Below are 24,942 nucleotides of genomic sequence, written 5' to 3' on the forward strand. Positions count from 1 at the left end.
CCAAGCCGCGCCCCACCAAGCTGTGGCGCCCAAGAAATGGCGGTACCCCTGATGAACCCGCGCTTCCTCCTCCTGTCGGCCGTCGGCGTGGCCGGCGCGCTGGCGCTGTCGGCCTGCGGCAGCGGCTCCGGCTCCTCCGCCGACGGCACCACGACGATCAGGTTCGTCGCGGCGGACTACGGCTCCAACGGACAGCACCCCACCCAGGCGTACTGGCAGGGCGTGATCTCGGCGTTCGAGCAGCAGAACCCGAAGATCAAGGTCAACCTGCAGGTGATCAACTGGAACGACCTGGACACCCAGGTCAAGACCATGGTGCAGAACGGCAACCAGCCGGACGTCCTGCAGACCGGCGGCTACGCCGACTTCGCCAAGAACGGCCTGCTCTACGCCGCCCAGGACGTGCTGTCCGGCCCCACCGCGATCGACTTCATCCCGTCGATGGCCAGGACCGGTGAGCAGGACGGCACCCAGTACGGCATCCCGTTCGTCTCCAGCGCCCGGATGTTCCTGATCAACAACGCCCTGTTCAGGAAGGCCGGTCTCGACCCGGCCAAGCCCCCCAGGACCTGGGACGAGATCACCGCCGCCGCCACCGCGCTGAAGAAGGCCGGGGTGGAGATCCCGCTCGGCGTCCCGCTGGGCAAGGAGGAGGCCCAGGGCGAGTCCTTCATCTGGATGCTGGAGAACCACGGCGGCTACCAGGACGCCAACGGTCACTACGCCATCAACTCGCAGGCCAACGTCGACACCTTCACCCAGCTCAAGAGCTGGGTCGACGCGGGCCTGACCGAACAGAGCCCGGCCGCCGTCAACCGCACCGACCTCACCAAGGACTTCGCCTCCGGCAAGGTCGGCATGCTCAACGGGTTCCCCGGGCAGCTCGCCGATCTCAAGGACATGGACGTCACCTGGAGCGCGATGCCCGGCAAGGACACCCCCGGCAAGACCACCCTCGGGGTCGGGGACTGGGTGATGGCCTTCAAGAAGGGCGGCCACAAGGACCAGATCAGGGCCTTCCTCGACTTCGCCTACAGCAAGGACAACACGGTGAGGTTCGCCAAGGAGTACAACCTGCTCCCGGTCACCCAGTCCGCGCTGACCGCGCTCCAGGCCGACCCGGACGAGAAGGCCCTCCAGCCGTTCCTCCAGGTCCTGCCCACCGCCCGCTTCTACCCGCTCAGCGACCCCACCTGGCCCGCCGTCTCCGCGCAGATCAAGACCCAGATCGGCAGCGCCCTCACCGACCCCAGGAAGACCCTCGACGCCCTGCAGCAGGCCGCCCAGCAGGCCGGTCAGTAGTCCGGCCAGTAGTCCGGCCAGCAGTCCGGCCAGCAGTCCGGCCAGCAGTCCTCGCCCGTCCGACAGGAAGCGTCACACCGTGTCCAACCGCACCACCACCGTCCGGGCGGGCCGCCGGGCCCGCCCGGTCCGCCGCCGGCCCCTGTGGCAACGGCTCGGCCCACTGCCCTGGCTCGCGCCCGCCGTCCTGCTGATCCTCGCCGTGGTCGTCTGGCCCGCCGCCGAGATGGTCCGTACCTCGCTGCGGCGGATCGACACCTCCGGCACCGACCACGGCCCCGCCGGGCTGGTCAAGTACCACAAGCTGTTCGACGACCCCCGGCTCCCGGCCGTCCTCACCTGGACGGCCGTGTGGACCGTCGTCGTGGTCGGCCTGACCATGCTGGTCTCGCTCGCCCTGGCGCAACTGTTCAACCAGGACTTCCCGGGACGGAAGGTCACCCGCTGGGCGCTCATCGCGCCCTGGGCCGCGTCCGTGCTGATGACGGCGATCGGCTTCCGCTGGATGCTCGACCAGGTCTCCGGCGTCCTCAACCGGTTGCTGCTCGACCTCGGCCTGATCGACCACGCCCGGGCCTTCACCGGCGACGCGGCGCACGCCAAACCCTGGCTGGTCTTCGTCGCCGTCTTCGTCTCGCTGCCGTTCACCACCTACACGCTCCTCGCCGGCCTGCAGACCGTCTCGGCCGAGGTGTACGAGGCGGCGAACGTCGACGGCGCCTCCCGCTGGCAGACCTACCGCAAGGTCACCCTGCCGCTGCTGCGCCCGGCGTTCCTGGTGGCCCTGGTGGTCAATCTGATCAACGTCTTCAACTCCTTCCCGGTGATCTGGGGCATGACCCAGGGCGGTCCCAACGCCGACACCGCCACCACCACCGTGTTCATGTACATGCTGCGCGGTTACGACGTCGCCGAGTCCGCCGCCATGTCCGTCGTCAACTTCGCCGTCGTCATCGTCATGGTGCTGCTCTTCCTCAAGGTCAGCCGCTGGAACGAGGAGGAGAGCTGATGGCCACGGCCCGCCGCTTCCCCGCCCGCACCGTCCTGCTCACCGCCACCGCCTGGGCGCTGGCCGCGCTCTTCCTGCTCCCGTACCTGGAGATGGTGGTCACCGCCGGCCGCCCGGCGGACCAGCTGCGCGACGACGCCTACCTGCCCACCCACTTCGACTGGTCCTCCTTCACCGAGGTCTGGACCGACACCACGCTCGGGCAGAACCTCCAGGTCACCCTGCTCGTCGCCGCCGGGTCCACGCTGCTGGTCCTGCTGGTCGCGCTGCCGGCCGCGTACTACACCGCGCGGGTCCGGTTCCGCGGCCGCAAGGCCTTCCTGCTGCTGGTGCTCGTGACGCAGATGTTCCAGCCGACCGCACTCCAGGTCGGGCTCTACCGGGAGTTCTACACGCTGGGCCTGCTGGACACGGTCTGGGTGCTCGTGTTCGCCAACGCCGCGTTCAACCTGGCGTTCGCGATCTGGATCCTCAGCGCCTACATCGGCTCCATCCCGGTCGAGTTGGAGGAGGCCGCGCGGATCGACGGGACCGGCCGGATCGGCGCCCTGTTCCGGGTCACCCTGCCGCTCGCGCTGCCGGGCGTGGTCACCGCGGTGATCTTCACCTTCATCGCGGCCTGGAACGAGTTCGTCATGGGCCTGACCCTCACCACCTCCCCCGACCGCCAGCCCCTCACCGTCGGCATCAACAACATGATCGGCGCGTACAGCGTGCAGTGGAACTACGTGTTCGCCGCCTCGATCGTCGCCATCGTGCCCGTCGTCGTGCTCTTCGCCGTCATCGAACGGCACGTGGTCTCCGGCCTCACCGCCGGCTCGGTGAAATAGGACCACTCGCTCGCGGAGGAACGGGAGGGCGCACCTCCCGTCCCTCCGCGAGCGAGCACCAGCGACTCCGGGCACGACGCCAGGTCTTCGTACGGTCCTCCCGTTGCCTTGGGTCTTCGGTCTTCGGTCGTCGGTCTTCGGAACAGGAACGGGTGTCCCTGTGCGGCCGTGAACGGACACTTTCAAAACCAGTGGGAGCGCTCCCACTGTGAGGGATGCCCATAGACCGGTCAAGAGGCGTGAAGAGTCGAACACCTTCGGCGACAAAACCCGGTAACTCCTCTTTTCCTTGGCGGAAGTTGGCGCTACGGTCAGTGCCCACCAGTGGGAGCGATTCCGTCAGTCGACGCGCCGGGAGCGGCGCGTCCTCGCGGCAAGGACTCGCTCATGCGACACCCCCCACGTCTCACGGCGCTGCTCGGCGGCACGGTCCTCACCCTGGTGAGCGCCGTGTCCGCCGCAGCGGGTGCGGGCTCGGGCACCGCAGCACCGCCCGGTTGCTCCGTGGCCTACTCCACGGTCAACCAGTGGGACGGCGGCTTCCAGGCCTCCGTCGTCGTCACCAACAACGGTGCGCCCGCCAGTGGTTGGAGCCTCGGCTTCGACTTCACCGGCGGCCAGCACCTCACCCAGGGCTGGGGCGGCACCTGGTCCCAGTCCGGCACCAAGGTCACGGCCGCGAACGAGAGCTGGAACGGATCGCTCGGGACCGGCGAAAGCGTCACCCTCGGCCTCATCGCCTCCTGGTCCGGCGGCAACCCCGCGCCGGCCGACTTCACCCTCAACGGGCTTGCCTGCAACGGCGGTTCGACCCCCACACCTACCCCCACGACCACCCCGACCCCGACACCGACCCCGACACCGACCCCGACACCGACCGGCACTCCGACCGGCACTCCGACCGGCACCCCGACCGCGACCCCGACCGGCACTCCCAGCGCCGGCGCGCCCGAGCTCAGCGTCAGCGGCAACCGGCTGACCGACCCGAGCGGCACCACCCGTCGCCTGCTCGGCGTCAACCGCTCCGGCGGCGAGTTCATGTGCGTCCAGGGCCACGGGATCTTCGACGGCCCGGTGGACGACGCGGCCGTCCAGGCCATCGCGGACTGGCGGGCCAACACCGTCCGCATCACGCTCAACGAGGAGTGCTGGCTCGGCCTGGACAACATCCTGCCCGAGTACCGGGGCGCCGCCTACGTCGACGCCGTCAAGGCCCTGGTGGCCCGCGTCCTCGCGCACGGATTGACCCCCGTGGTCGAGCTCCACTGGACGTACGGCCAGTACACCGGCCCGTCGGCGGGCTGCTCGGACGTGCACGCCTCCTGCCAGAAGCCGATGCCCGACGCCCGCTACACCCCGGCCTTCTGGACCTCGGTGGCGAACACCTTCAAGGACGACCGCCGGGTGGTCTTCGACCTGTTCAACGAGCCCTACCCGGACCGGGCCACGGCCACCACCGAACAGGCCTGGGCCTGCTGGCGCGACGGCGGCACCTGCCCGGGCATCGGCTACGAGGTGGCCGGCATGCAGGACCTGGTGGACGCCGTCCGGGCCACCGGCTCGCGCAACGTCGTGCTCGTCCCCGGGATCGCCTACTCGAACGACCTGAGCGGCTGGCTCGCCCACGCCCCCTCGGACCCGTCCGGCGAACTCGCCGCCGCCTGGCACGTGTACAACTTCAACTCCTGTGCCGGCGAGACCTGCTGGACCTCCACCCTGGCTCCGGTCGCCGCCCGTGTCCCGCTCGTGGCGGGCGAGATCGGTGAGAACACCTGCGGGCACGCGTTCGTCGACCGCGTCATGAAGTGGTCCGACGACCGCGGGCTCTCCTACCTGGGCTGGACCTGGAACACCTGGGACTGTTCCTCCGGCCCCGCCCTGATCAGCGGTTACGACGGCACTCCCACCGCGTTCGGCATCGGACTGCGCGACCACCTCCGCGCCCTGAACGGACGCTGAACGCCCACCGAGACACACCGAGGACACCGAGACACCGAGACACCGAGACACCGAAAGGGACCCCCACACCATGAGCCGCACCACGCGCACCACGCGCGCCACCGCCCCCACCCTCACCCGACTGCGCAGCAACCGAACGGCCATGCTCGCCGCCCTCGGCCTGGTCACCGCGACCGGCGCCACCGCGACCGTCCTGGCCACCTCGGCGGGCGCCGCCACGGCCGGCTGCCGGGTCGACTACCAGGTCTCCAACCAGTGGAACACCGGCTTCGGCGCCAACGTCGCCGTCACCAACACCGGTGACCCGCTGAGCTCCTGGACCCTGGAGTGGACCTTCGCCGGCGACCAGCAGGTCACCCAGGGCTGGAACTCCACCATCACCCAGTCCGGGGCCGCCGTCACCGCGCGGAACGTCTCGTACAACGGCAGTCTGGCGACCGGCGGTTCCACCTCCTTCGGCTTCAACGCCTCGTACAGCGGCGCCAACCCCGTGCCCACCGCCTTCAAGCTCAACGGCGTGCTCTGCAACGGCGCCACCACGACGCCCACCCCCACGGACACGCCCACCGCCACCCCCACGAGCTCGCCCACGAGCACGCCCACCGCCACCCCCACGGGCACCCCCACCACCCCGCCCGGCAGCCGCGTCGACAACCCGTACGCCGGCGCGAAGGTCTACGTGAACCCCGAGTGGTCCGCGAACGCCGCCGCCGAGCCCGGCGGCAGCAAGGTCGCCAACCAGCCCACCGGCATCTGGGTCGACCGGATCGCCGCCATCGCCGGCGCCAACGGCAAGATGGGCCTGCGCGCCCACCTCGACGAGGCGCTGCGCCAGAAGGGCAGCGGCGAGCTCGTCGTCCAGCTGGTGATCTACGACCTGCCCGGGCGGGACTGCTCCGCGCTCGCCTCCAACGGCGAGCTCGGCCCGACCGAGATCGGCCGGTACAAGACCGACTTCATCGACCCGATCGCGGCGATCCTCGGCGATCCGAAGTACGCGGGGCTGCGCATCGTCACCGCGGTCGAGATCGACTCGCTGCCGAACCTGGCCACCAACACCACGCCGCGCGCCACCGCGACCCCCACCTGCGACGTGATGAAGGCCAACGGCAACTACATCACCGGCGTCGGCTACGCGCTCAAGAAGCTGGGCGCCGTCCCCAACGTGTACAACTACGTCGACGCCGGGCACCACGGCTGGCTCGGCTGGGACGACAACTTCGGCACGTCCGCGGATCTGTTCAAGCAGGCCGCGACGTCCGAGGGCTCCACCCTCGCCAACGTGCACGGCTTCATCGTCAACACCGCGAACTACAGCGCGCTCAAGGAGACCAACTTCACCATCGACGACAGCGTCAACGGCACCTCCGTCCGCCAGTCCAAGTGGGTCGACTGGAACCGGTACGTCGACGAGCTGTCCTACGCGCAGGCGATGCGGGCCAAGCTGGTCTCGATCGGCTTCGACCCCAAGCTCGGCATGCTGATCGACACCTCGCGCAACGGCTGGGGCGGCACCGCCCGGCCGTCCGGGCCCGGGCCGAAGACGAGCGTCGACGCGTACGTGGACGGCGGCCGCAACGACCGGCGGTTCCAGACCGGCAACTGGTGCAACCAGGCCGGCGCGGGCCTCGGTGAGCGGCCGCAGGCGGCCCCGGCGGCGGGCATCGACGCGTACGTCTGGATGAAGCCGCCGGGTGAGTCGGACGGGGCCAGCAAGGCGATCCCGAACAACGACGGCAAGGGCTTCGACCGGATGTGCGACCCGACGTACACCGGCAACCCGCGGAACAACAACAGCATGTCGGGTGCGCTGCCGGACGCGCCGCTGGCCGGGGAGTGGTTCTCCGCCCAGTTCCAGCAGCTGCTGAAGAACGCCTACCCGGCGCTGTAGCACCGCACGCTCCCCTGACCGTCCGGAGGCCGGCGGGCCTTCGGACGGTCAGGGGGCTTCACACGGGCGGCGGCCCTCCTGAGGCCCGGCGCGCCGCCGGACGGCCCCGCGGGGCCTCAGGAGGACTGTCGCACCACCAGCTCGGTCGGCAGCACCAGGCGCGAGGGCTCCGCGTCCTCGCCGGCGATCTGCCGCAGCAGCAGCCCGGCCATCGTGCGGCCCATCTCCTCGATCGGCTGGCGGACGCTGGTCAGCGGCGGGTCGAGGTGGCGGGCGACCGGCGAATCGTCGACGCCCACCAGCGCGACGTCCCCGGGAACGTCCAGGCCCCTGGCCCGCAGGACGGCGAGGGCGCCGACCGCCATGAGATCGGAGGCGGCGAACACCGCGTCCAGGTCGGGACACCGCGCCAGCAGCTCGCGCATCGCCCGGCGGCCACCCTCCTCAGTGAAGTCCCCGGTGGCGACGAGGTGTTCGTCCACGGGCAGCCCTGCCGCCGCCAACCCCTGACGGTAGCCGGCCAGTCGCCCGTGCGCGGCGTCCATGTCCGGCGGACCGGTGATGGTGGCGATGCGGCACCGCCCGCGCCCGGCCAGGTGCGCCACGGCCGAGCGGCCGGCTCCCACGTTGTCGGAGTCGACGTACGCCACCGGCTCCCGCGACGAACGGCGCCCGTTGAGCACGACCGGCAGGCCCAGCGCGCGCACCTGGTCCGGCAGCGGGTCGTCCCGGTGGACGGAGACCAGCAGCACGCCGTCCACCCGCTGCGCCGCGAGGTACTGCTCGAAGCGCTGCCGCTCCTGCTCGTCGCGGATCAGCGTGAGCAGCAACTGCTTGTCCGCCGTGGCGAGTTCAGCGCTCACCCCGCGGATGATGTCCAGGAAGTACGGCTCCGCGAACAGCCGCGCCTCGGTCTCGGGCACGACCAGCGCGACCGCGTCCGTCCGGCTGCCGGCCAGCGCCCGGGCCGCCCGGTTCGGCACGTAGCCCAGTTCCGCGACGGCCCGGGCCACCGCCTCCTTCGCCTGTTCGCTCACCCGCGACGAACCGTTGATCACCCGGGACACCGTGCCGCGCCCGACCCCGGCCCGGGCCGCGACCTCCTCCAGGGTCGGCCTTCCGGTCTGCCGTCCGCCCACCGCCCACCCGCCTTCCACCGCCGCCATCGGTCTCCCGCCCGCTTGGCAGCGAATCCTAGATCACCGGAACTCGGTGCCGCCACGTCCCTTCCGCGTTCAGGAAGTGGCGACGAGCTTCCAACATCGGTGCGCCTCAACGCAATTCGGTTACATCTCTTGACACCGGATCAGCCGGGGAAGGAACCTTCCGGATGTGACGTGGGAGCGCTCCCATGCATCCGAGGGCCGCTACCCCGGCCCCAGCACCACCCCGGACAAGGAGAGTGGAATGCGCATCAACACCACCAGACGTCGACGCCTCACCGCGTTCGCCGCCCTGGCCGTGAGCACCGCCCTGCTGGCCGGCTGCGGCAGCAGCGGCAGCAGCACGAAGGCGGACGGCGGCGGTACCGTGACCCTGCGGATCGGCACCTTCGGATCCTTCGGCTACGACAACGACACCGGCGCCAAGCTCTACGCCGAGTACGAGAAGCTGCACCCGAACATCAAGATCGTCGAGTCCAACGTGGCCGACGGCCAGAAGTACTGGGACACGCTCAAGCTGCGGCTCTCCCGGGACAGCGGCCTGGCCGACATCCAGGCCGTCGAGGTCGGCTACATCGCCGAGGCCACCGGGCCCACCCTGGCGGGCAAGTGGGTGGACCTCGGCAAGACCGGCGGCGCCGACCTCGGCGCCTACCTGGACTGGAAGGTCAAGCAGGCCACCACGGCGGACGGCAAGGTGATCGGCCTCGGCACCGACATCGGCCCGATGGCCATCTGCTACAACAAGGACCTCTTCGCCAAGGCCGGGCTGCCGACCGACCGCGCCCAGGTCGGCGCGCTCTGGGCCGGCAGCTGGGAGAAGTTCCTGGACACCGGGCGCAGTTACCAGGCGAAGGCGCCCGAGGGCACCGCCTTCCACGACTCCGCCAGCGGGCTGTTCAACGCCGTCGTCTCCAGCGAGCCGGTCCAGTACGCCGACGCCAAGGGCGAGTTGGACTACAAGAACAGCCCCGGGGTGAAGAAGGCCTGGGAGGTCGCCACCGGCGCGGCCACCGGCGGAATCACCGCCAAGCTGCGGCAGTTCGACGAGAAGGGCACCTGGAACGCGGGCTTCAAGAACAACCGGTTCGCCACCGTCGCCTGCCCGAGCTGGATGACCGGGATCATCAAGGACCAGGCCGGTCCGGAGAACCAGGGCAAGTGGGACATCGCCCCCGCCCCGGTCGCGGGCAACTGGGGCGGCTCCTTCCTCGCCGTCCCGAAGTCGGGCCCGCACGCCAAGGAGGCCGCCGAGCTCGCGGCCTGGCTGACCGCCCCCGCGCAGCACGCGAAGGTCTTCGCCGTCAACGGCAACATCCCCTCCACCAAGGAGACCCTCTCCTCCCCCGCCGTCAAGAACGCCACCCTGCCGTTCTTCGGCGACACCCCGGTCGGCCGGATCTACTCGGAGGCCGCGGCCGGCATCAAGGCCGTCCCGATCAGCCGCTGGGACGGCCAGGTGAAGACCTTCATCACCGACAACGGCATCCTCGACATCGAGCAGCGCGGAACCGATCCCGCGCAGGCCTGGACCACCGTCGGGAAGCTGATCGACGACAAGATCCAGAAGTAGCGGGGCCACCGAGGGCGGCCGGGCAACCGGCGGCGCCCTCTCCCACCGACCGGAAGGACTTCCCGTGTCCACCCCCGCCCGGGCGGCGGCCGACGGCACCCCGCTCCCGCCCGCCGCCCACCCGGCCACGAACCAGCCGACCACGGACCAGCCGACCGAGAACGGCCCGTCCGAGAACGACTCGACCAAGAACCACCCGATCACGAGCCGTCCCGCCAAGGGCCGGCCGTCCAAGGGCCGCCCACCCGGCCGCGGCCGGTGGAGCGGCCTGCACCGCTGGGACATGAAGGCGGCGCCGTACGTCTTCGTCGCACCGTTCTTCCTCTGCTTCGCCGCCTTCGGCCTCTTCCCGCTGGTCTACACCGGCTGGCTCTCGCTGCACCGGGTCGAGCTCGGCGGCGACGCCCAGTGGCTCGGTCTGCGCAACTACACCGGCCTGTGGGACAGCGAGTTCTTCTGGAACGCCCTCGGCAACACCTTCACCATCGGCGTGATCTCCACCGTGCCGCAGCTGTTGCTCGCCCTCGGCCTGGCCCATCTGCTCAACTACCGGATGCGCGGCCGGGGTTTCCTGCGGGTGGCGGTGCTCGCGCCGTACGCGACCTCGATCGCCGCCGCCACGCTGGTCTTCGCCCAGCTGTTCAACAGCGACTACGGGCTGATCAACACCGCGCTCGGCTGGGCGGGCTTCCAGCCGGTGGACTGGGAGTCCTCCAAGTGGCCCGCGCAGATCGCCATTTCGGTGATCGTCACCTGGCGCTGGACGGGCTACAACGCACTGATCTACCTCGCCGCGATGCAGGCCGTCCCGCAGGACCTGTACGAGGCGGCGGCGATCGACGGAGCCTCCCGGGCACGGCAGTTCCTCAGCGTCACCATCCCGTCGATCCGCCCGACCATCCTGTTCACCATCGTGGTGTCCACCATCGGCGCCACCCAACTCTTCGGCGAGCCCATGCTGTTCGGCGGCAGCCTGGGGGTCAGCGGCGGCAGCGGCAACCAGTTCCAGACGCTCAGCCTGCTGATGTACGAGAAGGGCTGGGTGACCGGCGCCCTCGGCCAGGCCTCCGCGATCGCCTGGGTGATGCTGCTGCTCCTGCTGTCCGTGGGTGCCGTGCAGGCACTCGTCGTCCGTGTCCGCCGCAGGAGGGGCTGAACCATGAGCACCACCGCACCCGCGTCCCGTTCCCGGTGGCGTCCGACCGCCGGGCGCCAGCACCACGCCGGGCCGCTGACCTACGTCCTGCTCGGGCTCGCCGCCCTGGTCTCGCTCTTCCCGCTGTACTGGAACCTGGTCGCCGCCTCGCACACCGGCGAGCGGGTGGTCGAGGCTCCGGCGCCCCTGCTGCCGGGCCGGCACCTGTTCGACAACCTGGCCTTCGCCTGGAACCAGGTCGACATGGGCCGGGCCCTGGTCAACACCACGGTGGTGGCCGGCCTGGTGGCGCTGTCCACCGTGCTGTTCGCGACCCTGGCCGGGTTCGCCTTCGCCAAACTGCCCTTCCGGGGCCGCAACGTGCTGCTCGCCGTGGTCGTCGCCACCATGACCGTCCCCCCGCAGCTCAGCGTCATCCCGCTGTACCAGATCATCACGGACCTGGGCTGGGTGGACCAGCTGCAGTCGGTGGTGCTGCCCTCGCTGGTCGCCGCGTTCGGGGTCTTCTTCATGCGGCAGTACCTGGTCGAGGCCCTGCCGGTGGAGCTGGTCGAGGCCGCCCGGGTGGACGGCGCGCACAGCCTGCGGATCGTCTGGCACGTGGTGTTCCCGGTGGCCCGGCCCGCGATGGCCGTGCTCGGCATGCTGGTCTTCGTCCAGGCCTGGAACGACTTCTTCTGGCCCTTCATCGCCCTCACCCCGGACGGCAACCCCACCCTCCAGGTCGCGCTCGCCGGTCTCGGGGCGGGCAACCACAGTGTCAACCAGGCGGTCGTGCTGACCGGCGCGCTCATCTCCACGGTGCCGCTGCTGCTGGTCTTCGCGCTGCTGGGCAAACACATCGTGGGCGGCATCACCGCCGGCGCCGTCAAGAACTGAACCCCTCGGCGACCTCCGCCGGGGATCGACATCCCTCTCACCGTCGGGAGCAGCACATGCCCCTTCCCCCTGCCGACCCCCACTCCCCCGCCGCCACGCCGCCCCGGTTCCCGGCCGGCTTCCTCTGGGGCGCGGCCACCTCCGCCTACCAGGTGGAGGGGGCCACCACCGAGGACGGCCGGACCGCCTCGATCTGGGACACCTTCTGCCGCACCCCGGGCAAGGTCTTCCAGGGCCACACCGGCGAGCTGGCGGTCGACCACTACCACCGCTTCCGCGAGGACGTCCGGCTGATGGCCGACCTCGGGCTGACCGCCTACCGCTTCTCCGTCTCCTGGCCGCGCGTCCAGCCGACCGGCCACGGCCCGGGTGTCCAGCACGGTCTGGACTTCTACCGCCGCCTCGCCGACGAGCTGCTCTCCGCCGGGATCACCCCCGTCGCCACGCTCTACCACTGGGACCTCCCGCAGGAGCTGGAGTCGGCGGGAGGCTGGCCCGAGCGCGCCACCGCCGAGCGGTTCGCCGAGTACGCCGGCCTGGTGGGCGAGGCGCTCGGCGACCGGGTCGGCCAGTGGACCACCCTCAACGAGCCCTGGTGCAGCGCCTTCCTCGGCTACGGCTCCGGCGTCCACGCGCCCGGCCGGACCGACCCGGTGGCCGCCCTGCGGGCCGCCCACCACCTCAACCTCGGCCACGGCCTGGCCGTCTCGGCGCTGCGCGGCGTGCTGCCCGCCACCGCCCGGCTGTCGGTCTCCCTCAACCTGCATGCCGTGCGCCCGCTCACCCCGTCCGAGGCCGACCGGGACGCCGCGCGCCGCATCGACGCCGTCGGCAACCGGGTGTTCCTCGGCCCGATGCTGGAGGGCGCCTACCCGGAGGACCTGCTGGCCGACACGGCCCACCTCACCGACTGGTCCTTCGTCCGGGCCGGCGACCCGAAGGAGATCCAGCAGCCGCTGGACTGGCTGGGCGTCAACTACTACACGCCCACCGTCGTCTCCGCGACCGCCGAGGGCGCCGCCCCCGCCCGCGAGGACGGCCACGGCGGCGGCACGGCCTCGCCCTGGCCGGGCGCGGACCGGGTCGGCTTCCACCCGGCACCGGGCGAACGGACCGCGATGGGCTGGGCCGTCGACCCCTCCGGCCTGCACCAGCTGCTGACCGGCCTCGCCCGGTCCCACCCGAACCTGCCACTGATGGTCACCGAGAACGGCGCGGCGTACGAGGACGAGCCCGGCGCCGACGGCACGGTCGACGACCCGGAGCGCGCCGCCTACATCCACGCCCACCTGGCGGCGGTCCACCGGGCGCTGACCGAAGGCGCGGACGTGCGCGGCTACTTCGCCTGGTCCCTGCTGGACAACTTCGAGTGGGCGTACGGCTACGCCAAGCGCTTCGGCCTGGTCCACGTCGACTACCCGACCCAGACCCGCACCCCCAAGGCCAGCGCCCACTGGTACGCCCGGGTGGCCCGTACCGACGAGCTGCACCCGCCGACCGCCGATTAGGCGTCCGAGCCGGGAGACACGAGGGGGCGGGGAGACGAGGGGGCGGGGACCCGAGGGGGCGGGGACCCGAGGGCTCCCCCGGCCCGGCCCCCTCGTTCGCCCCGTCCCGCACGGGGGGAGGCGCTCTGACGTTCGACTCGACGAGTCCGCCCTCCGTAGGATGCCGGTCCCGGGCACCGCCGCCCGGCCGACGCCCCTCTGACGGACCGTCCGCCGAACGGCGGACAGAGAGCAGACACCCTTGAACCACCCCCCGACCACGACGTCCGGCGGCTCGCTGATCATCGGCAGCGCCGCCCTGGCCGGCACCCGCGCAGCCGGCCTGTCCACCGTCCGGTACGACGCCACCGGCGCCATGAGCCTCGTCGGCACGGTGCCGGTCGACCGGCCCTCCTACGCGGCCCTCGACCCGACGCGCGCCATCCTGCACGCCGTGCTGGAGCAGGACCCCGGACAGGTCCTGTCCGTCCGGATCGATCCCGGCACCGGGGCGCTCGGCCGACCCGCCACCACCGCCAGCGGCGGCGCGGGGCCCTGCCACCTCGCGGTCCACCCCAGCGGCTCGCACCTCTTCGCGGCCCACTACGGCGACGGCGTCCTCTCGGTCATCCGGACCGGCGACGACGCGACCGACGGCCACGCGACCGGCGGCGACGCGACCGCCGCCGAGCCGGTCCAGACCATCCGTCACCCCGGCCGGGAGGCCTCCGGCAAGCTCCACACCGACCCGCACGCCCACATGGCCGCCCCCTCGCCGGACGGACGGTTCCTCCTCTGCACCGACCTCGGCACCGACCGGGTCTACGTCTACGCCTTCGATCCGGCCACCGGCCGGCTCAGCGCGCACCGGACGACGACGCTGCCGGACGGCAGCGGCCCCCGGCACCTCGCCTTCCACCCCTCGGCCGGGCACGTCTACGTCCTCAACGAGCTCTCCTCCACCCTCACCGTCTGCACCTGGGACGCGATCTCCGGCCACCTCGAACCCGTCGCCGAGCTGGAGACGCGCCGGGACCCGGGAGCGCCGACCGCCAACTCGGCGGCCGCCGTCCGGGTGTCCGCCGACGGCCGCTTCCTCTACACGACCAACCGCGGCGACGACGCGATCACCGTGTTCGCCCTCCAGGACGACGGGGCGACCGTCGAGCCGGTCGAGGTCGTTCCGTGCGGCGGATCCTGGCCCCGCGACATCGCCCTGGCCTCGGACGGGCGGCTCCTGTTCTGCGCCAACCAGGGCTCCGACACCCTCACGGCCTTCCACCGCGACCCGGTGTCCGGGCGCCTGACCCCCGCCGGGGAGCCCTTGGCGGTCACCGAGCCCACGTCCGTCCTGCCGGTCGGCCCCTGACCGCTGCTCCCGCGGGCCCGGCGCCTCGCGAGGCCCGTCCGAGGCCCAGGGCGTGTCTGACAATTCGCGTCGGATCAGCGCGCGGCGTTGGGGTGCGTGCATCGCAAGGCGGAGGATGGGGGTACCTCCCGGCCGAAGGCTGGGGAGAGTCCATGCGGTGGGGGTACCTCCCGGCCGAAGGCTGGGGGCCATCGGCGACCGACGACAACGCGGCGAGGTGCGCTTGTGCCCTGGGGGTACCTCCCGGCCGAAGGCTGGGGGAGCGTCGCGCGCCCGGCGGGAATTGTCAGACACGCCCTTGACCGGGGCGCCGCGGCGCGGCCCCGGTCGGCCGCCTCCACCGGAGCGCCTTGCGTCCACCGGGTGGGCAGCGCGTACCGTTGGCCCGCGCCGCCCCGCCGTGACCTGGTGTTTCCGGTTCGATGGCGTCTGTCGTCACCGTCGCCTGCAAGGAGCAGACCCCTGAGTACGTCGTTCGCCGAAGCACTGTCCATCGGTCTGCTGGCGCTGGTGCTGGTCTGCGCGGTGGTGCGGCCGTGGGGCTGGCCGGAGGCCGTGGTGGCGGTCCCCGCCGCCGGGCTGGTGGTCGCCACCGGGGCGATCTCGCCGGCGCACGCGGCGGCCGAGGCGGAGCGGCTCGGGCCGGTGATCGGCTTCCTCGCCGCCGTCCTGGTGCTGGCTCAGCTGTGCGACGACGAGGGCCTGTTCCGCGCCTGCGGGGCGTGGATGGCCCGGGCGTCGGCCGGGAGTCCGCGGCGGCTGCTGGCGCAGGTGTTCGTGGTCGCCTCGGTGGTCACGGCGGTGCTCAGCCTGGACGCCACCGTGGTGCTGCTCACCCCGGTGGTGTTCGTGACCGCGGCCCGGCTCGGTGCCCGGCCCAAGCCGCACGTCTACGCCTGTACCCATCTGTCGAACACCGCCTCGCTGCTGCTGCCGGTCTCCAACCTCACCAATCTGCTGGCCTTCGCCGCGAGCGGGCTGAGCTTCACCCGGTTCGCCGCGCTGATGGTGCTGCCGTGGCTGGCGGCCGTCGCCGTCGAGTACGTGGTGCTGCGCCGGTTCTTCGCCGCCGACCTGGACGCGGCTGCCCCGCCCGCGGCCGAGGTGACGGCACCGGAGCTGCCCGTCTTCGCCCTCGTCACCGTCGCCTGCACGCTCGCCGGGTTCGTCCTGACCTCGGTCCTGGGTGTCGATCCGGCCTGGGCGGCCCTGGCCGGCGCGCTCGCGCTCGCCGTCCGGGCGCTGGTGCGCCGCCGCACCACCCCGGTCGCGATCGTCCGCTCGGCCGCCGTGCCGTTCCTGGCCTTCGTGCTGGCGCTCGGCATCGTGGTCCGGGCCGTCGTCGACAACGGGCTGGCCTCCGCGCTGGGACACCTCGTCCCCCACGGCACCTCGCTGCCCGCGCTGCTCGGCACGGCGGCACTGGCCGCGGTGCTGGCGAACGTCATCAACAACCTGCCCGCCACCCTGGTGCTGCTGCCCCTGGCCGTCCCGTCCGGCGCCGGGGCGGTCCTGGCGGTGCTGCTCGGCGTGAACATCGGCCCCAACCTCACCTACGCCGGGTCCCTGGCCACCCTGCTGTGGCGGCGGATCGTCCGCGAGCACGACACCGACATCGGCCTGGGCGAGTTCACCCGGCTCGGGCTGCTCGTCGTGCCCGCCGCCCTGGCCGTGGCCGTGGTGGCACTGTGGGGATCGCTGCGGTTCATCGGCGCATGAGGAGCTTGAGGGGCTTGAGGGGCTTGAGGGGCTTGAGGAGCACCAGGACCATGAGGAGGATGAGCCCGTGACCGTCGTCGTCTGGATCACCGAGGGCACCTGGCCCGCCTGCGTGGACGCCGCCCGCGCGCACGCCCCGCAGGGCGCGGAGCTCGTCCTCCTCCACGTCAGCGGCCAGGAGGTGCCGGGCGTCGCGCACGGAGCCTTCGCCGGGCTGCTCGGCCGCGGCCACCGCGAACGGGACCCCGGCACCCGGGTGGAGACCCTGGCGGCGGCCTCCGCCCGGGACCTCCTGGACGCCGCCGCCGACCGCCTCGGCCGGCCCTGCGCCCGCGTGGAGCGCACCGGGCGCGTCGAGCGCGAGGTCGTCGCGGCGGCCGAGGGCGCCGAGCTGCTCGTCCTCGCGCGCGACGGCGACCGCACCCGGCTCGGGCCGCACAGCCTCGGCCCCGCGACCCGCTTCGTCGTCGACCACGCGCCCTGTCCGGTGCTGCTGGTCTGGCCGGAGGCGGCACCGGGCACGGCCACGATCCCCCCGCCGCCCGAGCGCCGGTAGCGGCGCCCTGGCACCCCCGGCGGCCCCACCCCGGCCCCGCCCCCGCCCCGCCCGGTCAGTGCCCGATGTCCGGGCCCGGGTAGGAGAGCCGGTACCGGCCGCCCGCCGCCAGCCGGACCCGGAGGCGCCGCGCGTCGCCGGGGAGCGCGGCGGCCGTGACCAGCCGGCCCTCGTGGTCGGTCAGGACGGGCACGCCGTCGCGTGCGGGCAGCCACAGGTCGACCGTCGTGTCCCGGGCGGCCCGCAGTTCGGCCCCGGCCAGCAGACCCCCGCGCCAGCTCAGGCTCACGGTGATCCCGCCCCGGGCGCGCAGGCCGCGGACGTCGCCGGAGGGCCAGGACGGGGGCAGGGCGGGCAGCAGCCGCAGGACACCGTTGTGGCTCTGGAGCAGCGCCTCGGCGATCGCGGCGGTGATGCCGAAGTTGCCGTCGATCTGGAAGAGCTGCGGGGGGTGCAGGTCGAACAGGTTGGGGGCGATCGAGGTTTCCAGCAGACGCTCGACGGCGTGCCCGGCGAGGGCGCCGTCGCCCAGGCGGGCGGCGAGCGCGGCGACCCAGGCGAGGCTCCAGCCGGTGCCGCCCCCGCCGTGTTCCAGGCGGCGGTCCAGGGCGCGGCGGGCCGGGTCGAGGTAGGTGTCGTCGCCGAGCGGGTCGACGGCGCTGCCCGGGTAGACGCCGTAGATGTGGGAGAGGTGACGGTGGCCCGGCTCCTCCTCGGGGAGGTCGTCCCGCCACTCCAGCAGGCGGCCGTCGGCTCCGACGGCCGGGGGGCGCAGCCGGGCGCGGAGGCCCGTCAGTTCCTCCGCGAACGCCTGGTCGACCCCGAGCTCGCGGGCCGCGGTGACGGTGTTGTCGAGCAGTTCGGCGGTGAGCCAGTAGTCCATCGTGCTGCCGGCGTCGACGGCCGCCAGGGTGCCGTCGGCCAGCCGGAACTGGTGCTCGGGCGAGGTGGACGGGCTGGTCACCAGCGTGCCGTCCTCGTCCTCGACGAGGAGGTGGGTGAGGAAGCGCGCGGCCTCGCGCATGACGGGGTAGGCGCGGTCGGCGAGGAAGGCGCGGTCCCCGTGGAAGAGGTGGTGGTCCCACAGGTGGGCGGCCAGCCACGGCCCGGCCATCGGCCAGTGGAACCACATCGGCTGCCCCAGCACCGGGTTGGTGGCGCGCCAGATGTCGACGTTGTGGTGGCAGCACCAGCCCGGGGCGTCGTAGTAGGCCCGCGCGGTGTTACGGCCGGACTCGGCGAGGTCGGTGACGAGGTCGAACAGCGGCTCGTGGCACTCGGCCAGGCCGGTGGTCTCGGCGAGCCAGTAGTTCATCTGGAGGTTGATGTTCGACGTCCAGTCGGAGTTCCACGGCGGGGTGACGTGCGCGTTCCAGATGCCCTGGAGGTTGGCGGGCTGGGTGCCGGGCCGGGAGGAGGCGATGAGCAGGTAGCGGCCGTAGGCGAACAGCTGGGCGGCGAGCCCCGGGTCGGCGGCGCCCGCGTTGGCGGCGGCGAGGCGCTCGTCGGTCGGCAGCTCCGCCGCCCGCTCCGCGCCGGGGAGCCGGAGGGAGGCCGCGCCGAAGAGCCGCTGATGGTCGGCGACGTGGGCGGCGCGCAGCGCGTCGTAGTCCGTGCCCTCGGCCTCGTCGAGCCGGCGGGCGGCCTCGGCGAGCGCCGTCCCGGGGCCGTCGGGGCGCTTGCGCCAGTCCTGGAACCCGGTGCCGACGGAGAGCAGGAGCACGGCCTCGTCGGCACCGGTGACCTCGATCCCGCCGTCCACGGCGCGGGTGCTGCCGTTGACCGTCCGCACGCGTATCGCGGCGGCGAAGCCCGTGCCCTCGCCGTCCCGGTATTCGGTGGGCGTGCCGCCCTGCCAGCTCGCGACGCCCGCCGGGGCGCGCCCGCTGACCGACAGCGCCGCCGTGTCGGCGGCCGTGGCCGCGTCCGGGTGGGGCGTCTCCAGGCTCGTACGGAAGGTCAGGGCGCCGGGGGCGTCCGCGGTGAGGCGGACGGCGAGGAGGCCCGCCGGGGCGGAGACGAAGCTCTCCCGCCGGTAGCGGACTCCGCCCGCCGTGAACGACACGGTGTGCACGGCTTCGTCGAGGTCCAGGGCGCGCCGGTAGTCGGCCGCGCCGTCCTGGCCCTCCTCACCGTCCGCGCCGAGTGACGGGAAGGTCAGCAGGACGGTGGCCAGCGGCTGGTAGGCCTCGCCGTCGGGGCCCTGGAAGTGCTCGACGGCGAGGGCGTCGGCGGTGGCGTGGTCGCGGTCGCGCACCGCCTCCCGCAGGGCGGGCAGGTGGTGGGCGGCGCCTTCCCGGTCGCGGGGGCCCGGGCCGCCGGACCACAGGGTGTCCGCGTTGAGTTCGATCCGCTCGCTCCGCACGCCTCCGTAGGTCATGGCGCCGAGTCGGCCGTTGCCGAGCGGCAGCGCCTGCAGGAAGTCGTCGGCGGGGCGCCGGTACCAGAGCGGGTCCGTGGTGGCTTGCTGGCCGTCCGTCGGCACGGTGTCCATCCGATCGTCGGTGTGGTGGGGCTCGTCACGGTGGTGGACGGGCCGGAAGAAGCTGGTCAGGGGGCGGTACCGCTGGTGTCGGAACGGTCGCCGTCCGTTCTGGGGTGTTCGCACGTCAGGACTCCTCGGGCACGGGGTGCCGTTCGTGGTCGAGCCGGCCGGAGACGGAGCCGTCGACGAAGGGCGTCGTACCGAAGCCCGCGCGATCGCTCCTCGGTCGGTGGTGGACGGCGGGTCAGGTGGTGCCGGGGTGGTCCGGCCGCGGCTCGGGGGCGGCGGGGATCCCCTCCCCCTCGGCCAGGTGGTCGCGCAGCCAGCGTTCGGTGGTGTTGACGTGCATCAGGGCGGCGGCCTGGGCGAGGTTCGGGTCGCGGGCGACGAGGGCCAGGTGGATCGCCTCGTGCTCCGCGATGGTCCGCCCGGCCGCGTCCGCGTCGGCCAGCCCGCGCCAGGCCCGGGCGCTGAGGGTGCGTCCGGAGATGTGCTCCAGCAGCGTGGCCAGGGTCTCGTTGCGGGTGGCGCGGATCACCGCCCGGTGGAAGGCCGCGTCGTGCTGGACCAGCAGCTCCACGTCGTCCCGCGCGTCCCGCATGGCCGCCAGGTGCCGTTCCACCTCGGCGAGGTCCTCGTCCGTGACGCGGGTGGCGGCCAGCGCGGTCGCGGCCGGCTCGAAGAGCCTGCGCACCTCGGTGAGTTCCAGGACGGTGTCCCCCTGCAGCAGTTCGACCGCGCCGCCGAGCCCTTCCAGCAGCAGGCCGGGGGCCAGGCTGGTCACGTAGGTGCCGTCGCCGCGCCGGATCTCCAGGACCCGGGCGACGACCAGCGTCTTGACCGCCTCGCGCATCAGGTTCCGGGACAGGCCGAGCTCGGCCGCGAGCTGCTGCTCGGGGGGCAGCTTCGACCCCGGGGGCAGCTCGCCGTCCCGGATCATCCGACGGATGCGGGCGATGGCTTTGTCAGTCAGGGACACGGCACCAACGTAGCAAGTGGTCCCATGTCCCGGAAGGCACTCGATCACTTTCTCCGGTCGACCGGCCGGGGGAACTGGCACTACGCCGCCCCGCGACCGTGAACCTCGGCAACAAAGCCACGAATCCATCCCATGTATCGAGCGGGGAGCGGGTGAAGGAGACCTCGTCGAAGGCGACCAGCGGCGGTTCGGCGCGCCGCTCCGCGCGGGGCGCGGGGAGGGCGTCCGCACCGGCGGTCTGCGGGCCGAGGACCTCCCGCAGCTCCTGGTGGGCCAGCATGCCCTCCGGTGGCGGCGCGGATGTTGCGGACGTCCTCGCCGAAGGCGGCGACTGCGCGAGCGACCAGGAGGCGGTCGGCACCGCGGTGAGCGACCAGGTCCGCGGTGGCCGGCACGGTGGCGGCCGGCCGGGCCGCCTGGATCAGCCTCAACGAGCCCTGGTGCTCCGCCTTCCTCGGCTACGCGGCCGGCGCCCATGCCCCCGGCCGTACCGACGCCGCCGCCGCGCTGCGCGCCGCTCACCACCTCGACCTCGGCCACGGCCTGGCCGTCGGCGCCCTGCGCGCCGCGCTGCCCTCCGCCGCCCAGGTCTCCGTCTCGCTCGACCTGCACGCGGTGCTCCCGCTCGGCGACCGGCCGGAGGACATCGAGGCGGCCCGACGGATCGACGCCGTAGGCAACCGGATCTGGACCAGCCCGATGCTCAAGGGCCGGTACGACGAGGACCTCCTGAAGGACACCGCGCACCTGGTCGACTGGGACACCCTGGTCCACGGCGGCGACCTCGCCGAGATCTCCCGGCCCCTCGACCTGCTCGGCCTCAACTACTACGCCCCGACCGTCGTCTCCGCCCCGGCGAACGGCGAACGGCTCCCCCGCGACGACGGGCACGGCACCGGCTCGCACTCGGTGTGGCCGGGCGCCGACGACGTCGCCTTCCACCGCGCCGGCGACGAGGTGACCGCGATGGGCTGGCCGATCGACCCCACCGGGCTCTCCGACTCGCTGCTCGCGCTGCACCGCGAGTTCGGCCTGCCCGTGCTGGTCACCGAGAACGGCGCCGCGTTCGAGGACACCGTCGCCCCCGACGGCACCGTCCACGACCCCGAGCGGACCGCCTACGTCCGCGGCGGCCGCTCCGATCCTGGCGGAACTCGGGCTGACCGAGCCGGCGCGCAGCCGGGTGTCGAAGCCAGAAAGCCTCCGTGCCACGACAATCGGACGAGGCCGAGCGCGTCTGACGTGACGGCGGGACCGGTCGGGACGAGGAGATCGACGGTCCGGTCCCGGCCGATGCCGAAGGCACCGGCCCGGAGGGGGCACGGCGGTGCCCCGGCCCGGGGCTCAGGTGCTCTGCGGGTGCTACCCGGCGCCGAAGTGGCGGGCGACGAACTCGTTGCGGAAGGTGCCCGCCGGATCGAACTCGCCCAGCAGCCCGCGGAAGTCCTCCCAGCGCGGGTACGACTCCCGGATCACCTCGGACGGCATGCTGAAGACCTTGCCCCAGTGCGGCCGGGCGGCAAAGGCGGACAGGGCCTCCTCGACCGCCTGGACCGCGTCAGCCACCGCCCGCGCATCGGGGTGCCAGGTGAAGTGGAAGGCCACGCAGTCGCGTCGGTAGGCGGGGCTGAGCCACAGCGCGTCGGCCGCCACCGTGCGGATCTCACTGATCTGCAGCGCCGGCGCGATCCGCTCCCGGACGGCGTCCAGCGCGTCGAACGCGGCGACGGCGTCGGTGCGGGCGACGAAGTACTCCGACTGCAGCTCGTCGCCGCTGCTCGGCGTGAAGTCCAGGCGGAAGTGCGGGAGCCGGTCGTGCCACCGCCCCGGAACGCCCAGCTGCCGGGTGCAGGGTTCGGGCGGGCAGCCCGGCACGGGGTGGCGCGGACCGTCGGCGAGCACCGCGCCGTGCCAGGCCCCGGGCGCCTCGGGGCCGCCCCGTCGCTTGAGCCACACCTGGTCGATCCGGTCCGTCCGCCAGCCCGTGAAGAGGCTGACGCTGTACGCCGCCGACATGACCTCGTCGAACCGTTCGCGCAGCACGGCCGTCGGCAGGCCCTCGTAGACCCACTGCCGGACCTCGAACGCCGGCACCACGTCCAGGGTCAGCGCGGTGACCACGCCGAGGGCGCCCAGGGCCACGACCGAACCGGGGAAGTGTGCCGCGTCCCGGTCGATCGTCACCAGGGAGCCGTCCGCCGTGACCAGTTCGACGGCTCGGACCGCCGTGGCGAGGCAGCCGTTGGCGACCCCCGAGCCGTGCGTCCCGGTGGCGCACGCGCCCGCGACCGAGATGTGCGGCAGCGATCCGAGGTTGTGCAGCGCGAGCCCCGCCCGGTCCAGCACCCCGGCGAGCTCGCCGAACCGCGTCCCGGCGCTCACCCTGACCGTGCCGGCCCGCCCGTCCGGCTCGACCACCGGGGGCAGGCCGGCCACGGACACCAGGTCGCCCGTGGTGTCGGCGATCGCGTTGAAGGAGTGCCCGGTCCCGAGGACCCGCACCGACCGGGCGGCCGCGACGATCCGTCGCAACTCGTCGACGGTGCGGGGCTCGTGGAACCGCTCGGCCCGGAATCTGATGTTCCCGGCCCAGTTGGTCGCGGCCACGGTCATGGGTGGTGCCTCCTCGGTCCCGGGAACGCTCACAGTCGGTTCAGCAGCGGGTCAGTCGCACCGAGAGGCCGTCGTGGGTGTACAGCGGCGTCACCTCGTACCCGTCCGCGTCGACGGTGACGCTACTGAACTCGCCTTGCAGCGTACGCCCGTTGAGCACCGGCAGCACCATCTCGTCGGCCGGCTCGATGCCGTCCGCGAACTCCAGCACGAGCTCGGTGTTCTGACTGATCGTCACCCGGCCGCCGACCGTCAGCGCCGGTGAGTGGCGGTGGTTGACCACCAGCTCCAGGCGCGTCTTGGCCGACTGGAGGAGGTCGCCGTGCACCCGGGCGGCACCCCGCTCGGCGTCCACCCGCAGCACGCCGCCGCGGACCTGGACGTCGCCGCGCCCGAGGGCGTCGCGGGAGCCGGCCTCCAGGACCCCGCCCGCCACCACGGTGGCACCGGTGTAGCGGTTGGTGCCGCTCAGGGTCAGCTTGCCGGTGCCGCGCTTGGTGAGGCCGCCCGGGCCGGCGATGTCGTTCTGCCAGGCGTCGGAGGCGGAGAACCCGCCGTCGGCGGCGTTCAGTTCGACCGTCACGTCCCGGTCGAACGCGCCGTAGCCGTCGGCCGCCGCGAACAGGTTGAGCCGGCCCCACATCTCCGGACCGTCGAACAGGACGTAGCCCGAGGGCAGCGCGGTGGTGCGCAGCACCTCACGACGCTGGGCCGCGTCCAGGTACGGCAGGCGGGTCTCCAGCAGCACCTCGGCGCCCTTGGGCACCGTCATCGGGACGTTCCGGCCACTACGGCGCAGGACGTACGTCAGCTTCGGCGTGACCTGCTCGGCGTTGGTGTCGCGGTCGGCGTACGCGTCCTGGTCGGTGCCGGCCCGGTGGGCGTACTCGAACAGGGTGTCGGCGGTGGAGCCGGTCTTCGCCCGGAAGTACGCGGCGGCCTGGCTCCGGGCGGCGGCCTTGAGGGCGGCGTTGCGCGGGTCGTTCAGGGTGGCGGCGGCGAGGGCGGTGGCGAGCATCCGGCCGCCCATGACGTCGAGCGGGGAGTGCATGCCCGCGGTGATCCGGGTGTGGCCGAGCTCGAAGGCCCGGGTGATCATCTCCTGGAACCGCTCGGGCACGGCGTAGGCCAGGGCCAGCGCGGACAGGTGGAAGGCGTTGGTGTGACCGCTCACGAAACCGCCGTCGTCCACCGGGGAGTTGCTGCGCTGGCGCAGCAGCTGCGGGGCGACCACGACGTCGGACTTGTACACCGGGAAGCCGAGGGCGTCGGTGGTGCCGGTGTCGACCACGGCGCTGTCCGCGTTCATCCGCCAGGGTCGCGGGTAGCGGTAGGCGTACTTGGAGGGGTTGCCGGAGGCGTACGGGCCGCGCAGCGTGTTGACCAGGGTGACCACCTGGCCCAGCTCCGAGTCGACGGCGCCGGGGCCGATCGCGGACCCGGCGGGCGCGCCGGCCGGGACGCCGTCGTCGATCTTCGCGGGCGGGGTGGAGTCGGGCGCGGAGGTGATCGAGGTGACGGCCTTGGCACCCGTGCGGTACAGGTCGGCGAGCGGGCCGAGGCCGGCGATGACGGAGTAGCCCTGGTGCTGCCGGTCGTAGAGGAACGCCTCCTTGGCCTGCTCCGCGCTGCGCTCGGTGGTGACCTCCACGCAGTAGCGCACGTTGGCGCGCAGCACGTCGGCCATGATCGGCGAGCCGTCGTTCCAGGACGCGCCGGTGTGCCAGATCCGGTTCATCCCGGTGAGGATGCGCACGGCGGCGTTCCCCTCCGGGGTGAGGTCGGCCATCGTGTTGGTGGCGTAGGAGTCCACGAAGGCGGCGCCCGGGACGGGGGCGGCGGGCGCGGCGGCGGCCCGCTGCGGGGCGGTCAGCAGGCTCAGGGCGGTGGGCGCGGTGAGCAGGCCGACCGAGGTGGCTGCGGAACTGCGCAGGAAGCGGCGGCGGTTCAGGGTGGGCTGATCGTTCATTGC

At 72.8% G+C, this 24,942-nt stretch carries 17 protein-coding genes and 1 pseudogene; 13 read left to right on the forward strand and 5 right to left on the reverse strand.

From position 1 onward, the window contains the following. The first annotated feature begins 36 nt into the window (after positions 1-36). From ACYP53_RS31260 to ACYP53_RS31280, 5 genes are all read left to right on the forward strand, one after another. Entirely contained in the window at positions 37-1,302 is a 1,266-nt protein-coding gene (locus tag ACYP53_RS31260; RefSeq protein WP_459649916.1) for an extracellular solute-binding protein, read from the forward strand. Positions 1,303-1,381: 79 nt separating this feature from the next. Beyond that, positions 1,382-2,311 carry a carbohydrate ABC transporter permease gene (locus ACYP53_RS31265; RefSeq protein WP_459649917.1) on the forward strand — a complete coding sequence of 310 codons (930 nt, stop codon included), beginning with the start codon at positions 1,382-1,384 and terminating at the stop codon, positions 2,309-2,311. Next, on the forward strand, positions 2,311-3,141 hold the full coding sequence (locus tag ACYP53_RS31270) for a carbohydrate ABC transporter permease (RefSeq protein ID WP_459649918.1): 831 nt from the start codon (positions 2,311-2,313) through the stop codon (positions 3,139-3,141). The genes ACYP53_RS31265 and ACYP53_RS31270 overlap by 1 nt, the downstream gene beginning before the upstream one ends. Before the next feature lie 387 nt (positions 3,142-3,528). Then, positions 3,529-5,100, forward strand: coding sequence for a cellulose binding domain-containing protein (locus ACYP53_RS31275; RefSeq protein WP_459649919.1), 1,572 nt, complete (start codon positions 3,529-3,531; stop codon positions 5,098-5,100). 70 nt (positions 5,101-5,170) lie between these two features. Further along, entirely contained in the window at positions 5,171-6,991 is a 1,821-nt protein-coding gene (locus ACYP53_RS31280) for a glycoside hydrolase family 6 protein (protein ID WP_459649920.1), read from the forward strand. 116 nt (positions 6,992-7,107) lie between these two features. Here ACYP53_RS31280 and ACYP53_RS31285 read toward each other — a convergent pair whose 3' ends face one another. After that, positions 7,108-8,157 (reverse strand): LacI family DNA-binding transcriptional regulator, encoded by a 1,050-nt coding sequence (locus ACYP53_RS31285; RefSeq protein WP_459649921.1) that lies wholly within the window; start codon positions 8,155-8,157, stop codon positions 7,108-7,110. 241 nt (positions 8,158-8,398) lie between these two features. Here ACYP53_RS31285 and ACYP53_RS31290 point away from each other — a divergent pair, with 241 nt between their 5' ends. The 7 genes from ACYP53_RS31290 to ACYP53_RS31320 all read left to right on the forward strand — a co-directional run bounded on the left by ACYP53_RS31290 (position 8,399) and on the right by ACYP53_RS31320 (position 16,893). Further along, positions 8,399-9,727, forward strand: coding sequence for an ABC transporter substrate-binding protein (locus ACYP53_RS31290; RefSeq protein ID WP_459649922.1), 1,329 nt, complete (start codon positions 8,399-8,401; stop codon positions 9,725-9,727). Positions 9,728-9,926: 199 nt separating this feature from the next. After that, entirely contained in the window at positions 9,927-10,883 is a 957-nt protein-coding gene (locus ACYP53_RS31295) for a carbohydrate ABC transporter permease (RefSeq protein WP_459650932.1), read from the forward strand. Positions 10,884-10,886: 3 nt separating this feature from the next. Continuing rightward, positions 10,887-11,762, forward strand: coding sequence for a carbohydrate ABC transporter permease (locus tag ACYP53_RS31300; protein WP_459649923.1), 876 nt, complete (start codon positions 10,887-10,889; stop codon positions 11,760-11,762). A 56-nt stretch (positions 11,763-11,818) separates the two neighbouring features. Further along, entirely contained in the window at positions 11,819-13,270 is a 1,452-nt protein-coding gene (locus ACYP53_RS31305; protein ID WP_459649924.1) for a GH1 family beta-glucosidase, read from the forward strand. Positions 13,271-13,511: 241 nt separating this feature from the next. After that, entirely contained in the window at positions 13,512-14,618 is a 1,107-nt protein-coding gene (locus ACYP53_RS31310) for a lactonase family protein (protein ID WP_459649925.1), read from the forward strand. A gap of 462 nt (positions 14,619-15,080) precedes the next feature. Continuing rightward, positions 15,081-16,337, forward strand: coding sequence for an SLC13 family permease (locus tag ACYP53_RS31315; protein WP_459650933.1), 1,257 nt, complete (start codon positions 15,081-15,083; stop codon positions 16,335-16,337). Positions 16,338-16,404: 67 nt separating this feature from the next. Further along, positions 16,405-16,893 (forward strand): universal stress protein, encoded by a 489-nt coding sequence (locus ACYP53_RS31320; protein WP_459649926.1) that lies wholly within the window; start codon positions 16,405-16,407, stop codon positions 16,891-16,893. Positions 16,894-16,948: 55 nt separating this feature from the next. Here ACYP53_RS31320 and ACYP53_RS31325 read toward each other — a convergent pair whose 3' ends face one another. Then, positions 16,949-19,501, reverse strand: coding sequence for a glycoside hydrolase family 95 protein (locus ACYP53_RS31325; protein WP_459649927.1), 2,553 nt, complete (start codon positions 19,499-19,501; stop codon positions 16,949-16,951). Positions 19,502-19,622: 121 nt separating this feature from the next. Further along, positions 19,623-20,357 carry a FadR/GntR family transcriptional regulator gene (locus ACYP53_RS31330; RefSeq protein WP_459649928.1) on the reverse strand — a complete coding sequence of 245 codons (735 nt, stop codon included), beginning with the start codon at positions 20,355-20,357 and terminating at the stop codon, positions 19,623-19,625. Positions 20,358-20,774: 417 nt separating this feature from the next. Between ACYP53_RS31330 and ACYP53_RS31335 the strand changes: the two are divergent. After that, positions 20,775-21,482 (forward strand): annotated as a pseudogene (locus tag ACYP53_RS31335) (family 1 glycosylhydrolase); the annotation flags it as partial. A gap of 237 nt (positions 21,483-21,719) precedes the next feature. On the opposite strand, the gene ACYP53_RS31340 reads toward ACYP53_RS31335, so the two are convergent. Together ACYP53_RS31340 and ACYP53_RS31345 are read right to left on the reverse strand one after the other, a co-directional pair. Then, positions 21,720-22,970 (reverse strand): FAD-binding protein, encoded by a 1,251-nt coding sequence (locus ACYP53_RS31340; RefSeq protein WP_459649929.1) that lies wholly within the window; start codon positions 22,968-22,970, stop codon positions 21,720-21,722. A gap of 40 nt (positions 22,971-23,010) precedes the next feature. Further along, the gene (locus tag ACYP53_RS31345) at positions 23,011-24,939 is read right to left on the reverse strand and encodes a phosphatase PAP2 family protein (protein ID WP_459649930.1); all 1,929 of its coding nucleotides are present in this window, start codon (positions 24,937-24,939) and stop codon (positions 23,011-23,013) included. Positions 24,940-24,942: the final 3 nt, after the last annotated feature.

Source organism: Kitasatospora sp. Ki12 (genome assembly GCF_054601375.1).